Below are 4841 nucleotides of genomic sequence, written 5' to 3'. Positions count from 1 at the left end.
AACTCGACACCTACCTGCACGCCCCCCGCTGGTACCAGCGGGAGCTCGGCGCCGGCGAACCCCCGGCCGGCATCGCCTACTTCTCGCCCGAGTTCGGCGTCGCCGCCGCCCTGCCCCAGTACTCCGGAGGCCTCGGCATCCTCGCGGGCGACCACCTCAAGTCGGCCAGCGACCTCGGCGTCCCCCTGACCGGCGTCGGCCTGCTCTACCGGCACGGATACTTCCGCCAGTCCCTCGGCCGCGACGGCTGGCAGCAGGAGCAGTACCCCGTCCTCGACCCCGGAGAGCTGCCGGTCACCCTGCTGCGCGAGCCCGACGGCACGCCCGCCCGCATCACCCTCGCCCTGCCCGGCGGCCGCAGCCTCCACGCCCACCTGTGGACCGCCCAGGTCGGCCGGGTCCCGCTCCTCATGCTCGACTCCGACGTCGAGGAGAACGCCCCCGGCGAACGGGACGTCACCGACCGGCTCTACGGCGGCGGCAGCGAGCACCGGCTCCTCCAGGAGATGCTCCTCGGCATCGGCGGCGTCCGTGCCCTGCGCACGTACAGCCGGCTCACCGGCGCGCCCGCCCCCGAGGTCTTCCACACCAACGAGGGACACGCCGGCTTCCTCGGCCTCGAACGCGTCCGGGAACTCCTCGGCGGGGGAATGGACTTCGACACCGCCCTGGAGACCGTGCGGGCCGGCACCGTCTTCACCACCCACACCCCCGTCCCCGCCGGCATCGACCGCTTCGACCGCGCCCTGGTCGCCCGGCACCTCGGCGAGGACGGCGCCCTCCCGGGCGTCGACCTCGGCCGGGTCCTCGCCCTCGGCGACGAGACCCCCCTCGGCGGCGACCCCGGCGTCTTCAACATGGCCGCCATGGGCCTCAGGCTCGCCCAGCGCGCCAACGGCGTCTCCACCCTGCACGGCGCCGTCAGCCGCGCCATGTTCGCCGGCCTCTGGCCCGGCTTCGACGCCGAGGAGGTGCCCATCACCTCCGTCACCAACGGCGTCCACGCCCCCACCTGGGTCGCCCCCGAGGTCGGCCGGCTCTCCCCCGACGCGAGCGACCGCGAGCTGTGGGAGCTGCGCCGCACCCTGCGCGAACGGCTCGTCACCGATGTCCGCGCCCGGCTCCGCGCCTCCTGGCGGCAGCGCGGCGCCACCGACGCCGAGCTCGGCTGGACCGACACCGTCCTCGACCCCGACGTGCTCACCATCGGCTTCGCCCGCCGCGTCCCCTCGTACAAGCGGCTCACCCTGATGCTGCGCGACAAGGACCGGCTGCGGGCGCTGCTGCTCCACCCCGACCGGCCGGTGCAGCTCGTCGTCGCCGGGAAGGCCCACCCCGCCGACGACGGCGGCAAGCGGCTCGTGCAGGAACTCGTCCGGTTCGCCGACGACCCCCGCGTCCGGCACCGGATCGTCTTCCTGCCCGACTACGGCATGGAGATGGCCCGCGGCCTCTACCCGGGCTGCGACGTCTGGCTCAACAACCCCCTGCGCCCCCTGGAGGCCTGCGGCACCAGCGGCATGAAGGCCGCCCTCAACGGCTGCCTCAACCTCTCCGTCCTGGACGGCTGGTGGGACGAGTGGTACGAGCCGGAGTTCGGCTGGGCCATCCCCACGGCCGACGGTACCGCCGCCGCCGACGAGGAGCGCCGCGACGACCTGGAGGCCGCCGCGCTCTACGAGCTGATCGAACGCCGGGTCGCCCCCCGCTTCTACGACCGGGGCCCCGACGGCGTCCCCGCCGCCTGGACGGCCATGGTCCGCAGGACCCTCGGCGACCTCGGCCCAAAGGTGCTCGCCGACCGGATGGTCCGCGAGTACGTGACCCGCCTCTACGTCCCCGCCGCAGAGGCCCGCCGGGCCCTCACCCCCGACCGGGCGCGGGAGCTCGCCGCCTGGAAGGCCAGGGTCCGCGCCGCGTGGCCGGAGGTCGCCGTCGACCACGTGGAGCTCGGTGACGGCACCGGCACCGGCGGCGACCTCACCGGCGCGGACGCCGAACTCGGCGCCACCCCGGTCGTCCGGGCCCGGGTCTCGCTCGGCGGCCTGAGCCCCGACGACGTGGAGGTCCAGGCGGTCACCGGCCGCGTCGACGCCGACGACACCCTGACCGCCACCCGTACCTGCGCGCTCAAGCCCGCCGGCGGCGAGGACCTGGACGGCCGCCAGCCCTACGCCGGCACCCTGGAACTGGACCGGACGGGCCCCTTCGGCTGCACGGTCCGCGTCCTGCCCGCCCACCCGCTGCTGTCCCACCCCGCCGAGCTGGGCCTCGTCGCCCTCCCGCGGGAACCGGCCGCCGAAGCCCCGGGCGTCCTGCTGCGCTGACCGGCCGGCCCGCTCAGCCCACCTCGTCCTTCGCGGCGAGGCGCCCCCCGGCGAAGCAGAGCCGGTACACCGGGACCGCCGCGAAGACGGTGGCCCGGTAGTACCGGCACTCGTCCATGCCCGGCGGAGGGGCCACGAGGCCCGGCGGCGGCGCCGCCAGCGGCCGGTCCGGGAGGTCCTCGGCGATCTCCGCGTACGCCTGACCGACCAGCAGGCGCGCGTAGTCGTCCCGCTCCAGATAGGAGCGGGACTGCGTCCACAGGGCCGCACCCGCCGTCAGCACCGTGAGGGCGGCGAGCAGCGCCAGCGGGATCCAGATGGCCCGCACCAGATCGCGGCGGACCTCGCGCCGGGCCCGGTCCAGCTCCCGGGCCGAGGTCGGGGCCGCCACCGCGGGCCGCGCGGCGGACCCGCGCCGGGGCAGGACGGCGGTGAGGACGAAGCCGCCGTCCCCGGCCGGGCCGTGGACGAGAGTGCCGCCGGCCAGCCGGACCCGCTCGTCGAGGCCGACCAGCCCGGTGCCGCCCGAGGCGAGCGGCTCGCCGCCGTCGCCCGGCCCGCTGGCGACCCGTACCCGGACCGTCCCGCCCCGCTGTTCCACCGTCACCGCCACGGCCGCGCCCGGGGCGTGCTTGGCCGCGTTCGTCAGCCCCTCCTGCACGACCCGGTGCAGCGCCCGGCCCGCCATCCCGGGCAGCTCGGGGACCGGGGCGCCGGTGAGGGCGACGTCGAGGCCGGAGGCGCGCGCCCGGTCGACCAGCTCCTCCACCGTCTCGCCCGGCGGGGCCGTCGGCGCGGCCGCGCCCTCCTCCCGCAGCACCCCGATGACGTCCCGGAGCCGTTCGGTGGCGCCCGCGGCCGCCCGGCGCAGCTCGCCCGCGGCCCGCTGCTGCTCCGGGCCGAGGGCCGGGTCCACCTCCAGGGCGCCGGCGCGGACCGCGATCAGGGCGAGGTCGTGGCCGAGCGAGTCGTGCATGTCGCCCGCGATCCGGGACCGCTCGCGCAGCCGTTCCCGGTCCGCGACGGCCGCCTGCTCCCGTTCCATCCGGTCGGCCAGCTCCCAGCCGCTGCGCACCAGCCGGTCGTACTGGCGGACGTAACGGCCGACGAGCCAGGGCGCGACGATCGCCAGCGCGACGGCGAGCAGCAGCGTGAACCACGGACCCAGGGAGGTGCTGGTGAGCCGGGTGAGCAGCAGCCCGACGGCCGCGACCCCGCCGAACAGCCAGAGCGCCCCCCGGCTGTGCTCCTGCCGCCGGCCGGCGAGATAGCCGAAGGCGACGAGGGCCAGGCTGTACGAGGGGGTGAACAGCTCCAGGGTGGCGGGCAGGCTCGCCGCGACGGTCACGGCCAGGGGCACCAGGGGCAGGCGGCGGCTGACGGCGACGCAGCCGCCGAGGAGGACGACACCGAGGGCGACCTGGGTCCAGGAGCCGCCGTCGGCCGGGTCGGAGCGCAGCAGCACCGGGACGCAGAGCAGCAGCCAGAGTCCGAGGTCGAAGAGACGGGCGCGGAGCGGGGTGGTCTCACGCACCGGGCAGGCCCTGGGCATCGTCCGGGACCAGTCCCGCCTCGTACGCGAGGATCGCGAGCTGCACCCGGTTGCGCAGACCGAGACGGCCGAGGACCGCGCTGACGTGCGCCTTGACGGTGCCCTCCACGACGTGCAGCCGGCCGGCGATCTCCTGGTTGGAGAGGCCGGCGCCGAGCAGCGCCACGACCTCGCGCTCACGGCCGGTCAGCGGCTCCAGGCGGGAGCGCGCGCCGGCCGCGCGGGAGAGGCGTTCGCCGCCGAGGGTGTCGATGATCCGGCGGGCGACGGTGGGGGAGAGGGCGGCGCCGCCCGCCGCCACCGCCCGTACCCCCGCGATCAGTTCGCGCGGGTCGCCGGACTTCAGCAGGAAGCCGGCGACCCCGCAGCCGAGGGCGCGGGCGATGTAGGCGTCCTCCGAGAAGGTGGTGAGCATGACCACCGCCGTCCCCGGCAGCGTGGCCCGCAGCTCCTCGGCGGCGGCGAGCCCGTCCAGACGGGGCATGCGCACGTCGAGGAGGACGACGTCGGGCCGGTGCCGGTGGGCGAGGCCGACGGCCTCCCGCCCGTCGCCGGCCTCCGCGACGACCTCGATCCCGGGATCGGTGGCGAGGATGGCCCGCACCCCGGCCCTGATCATCGCCTCGTCGTCCGCCAGCAGCACCCTGATCATGCGACCAGCCTAGGTCGTGTCCGGAACGTGGCGCCGTCCGCCCGCAGGGCAGGGCCCCGGCGCCGTCGTGGGTCGCCGTGCACGCGCCGGGGCCCGGAGGGAAGGTTCCCTCCGGGCCCCGGCCTGGCGTCGCCTCCCTTTACGGGAAGGTCAGCTTGACGCTGTTGATGTAGCCGGTGTCGACCCGGGCCTTGTCCTGGGCGCGGAGCTTCCAGGCGCCGTTGGCGACCTCGGAGGAGGCGTTCACGGTGTAGGTCTGGACGATGTTGTCGGCGCTGCCGCCGGTGCGGTTGTGCAGGTTGTAGACGGT

4 protein-coding genes are annotated in these 4841 nt (G+C 76.2%); 1 reads left to right on the top strand and 3 read right to left on the bottom strand.

Annotated elements, in window-relative coordinates; all coding sequences use genetic code 11:
- Positions 1-2327, top strand: a 2327-nt coding sequence (gene glgP, locus RIF68_RS27550) for an alpha-glucan family phosphorylase (protein ID WP_309054006.1), incomplete at its 5' end; no start/stop codon positions are given.
- 13 nt (positions 2328-2340) lie between these two features.
- On the opposite strand, the gene RIF68_RS27545 is transcribed toward glgP, so the two are convergent.
- The 3 genes from RIF68_RS27545 to RIF68_RS27535 all read right to left on the bottom strand — a co-directional run.
- Complete coding sequence (locus tag RIF68_RS27545) at positions 2341-3861, bottom strand: histidine kinase (protein WP_309054005.1); 1521 nt, start codon at positions 3859-3861, stop codon at positions 2341-2343.
- A complete protein-coding gene (locus tag RIF68_RS27540; protein ID WP_309054004.1) occupies positions 3854-4531 on the bottom strand; it encodes a response regulator transcription factor in 678 nt (225 codons plus the stop codon). Before RIF68_RS27540 ends, RIF68_RS27545 begins: the two co-directional genes overlap by 8 nt.
- Before the next feature lie 139 nt (positions 4532-4670).
- On the bottom strand, positions 4671-4841 hold a 171-nt coding region (locus RIF68_RS27535), incomplete at its 5' end, for a proprotein convertase P-domain-containing protein (protein ID WP_309054007.1).

The organism is Streptomyces sp. (assembly GCF_031178505.1).
GTDB lineage: Bacteria > Actinomycetota > Actinomycetes > Streptomycetales > Streptomycetaceae > Streptomyces > Streptomyces gulbargensis.
The sequence above is the reverse complement of the archived record's forward strand: the minus strand, read 5'-3'. Positions and strand labels throughout refer to the sequence as shown.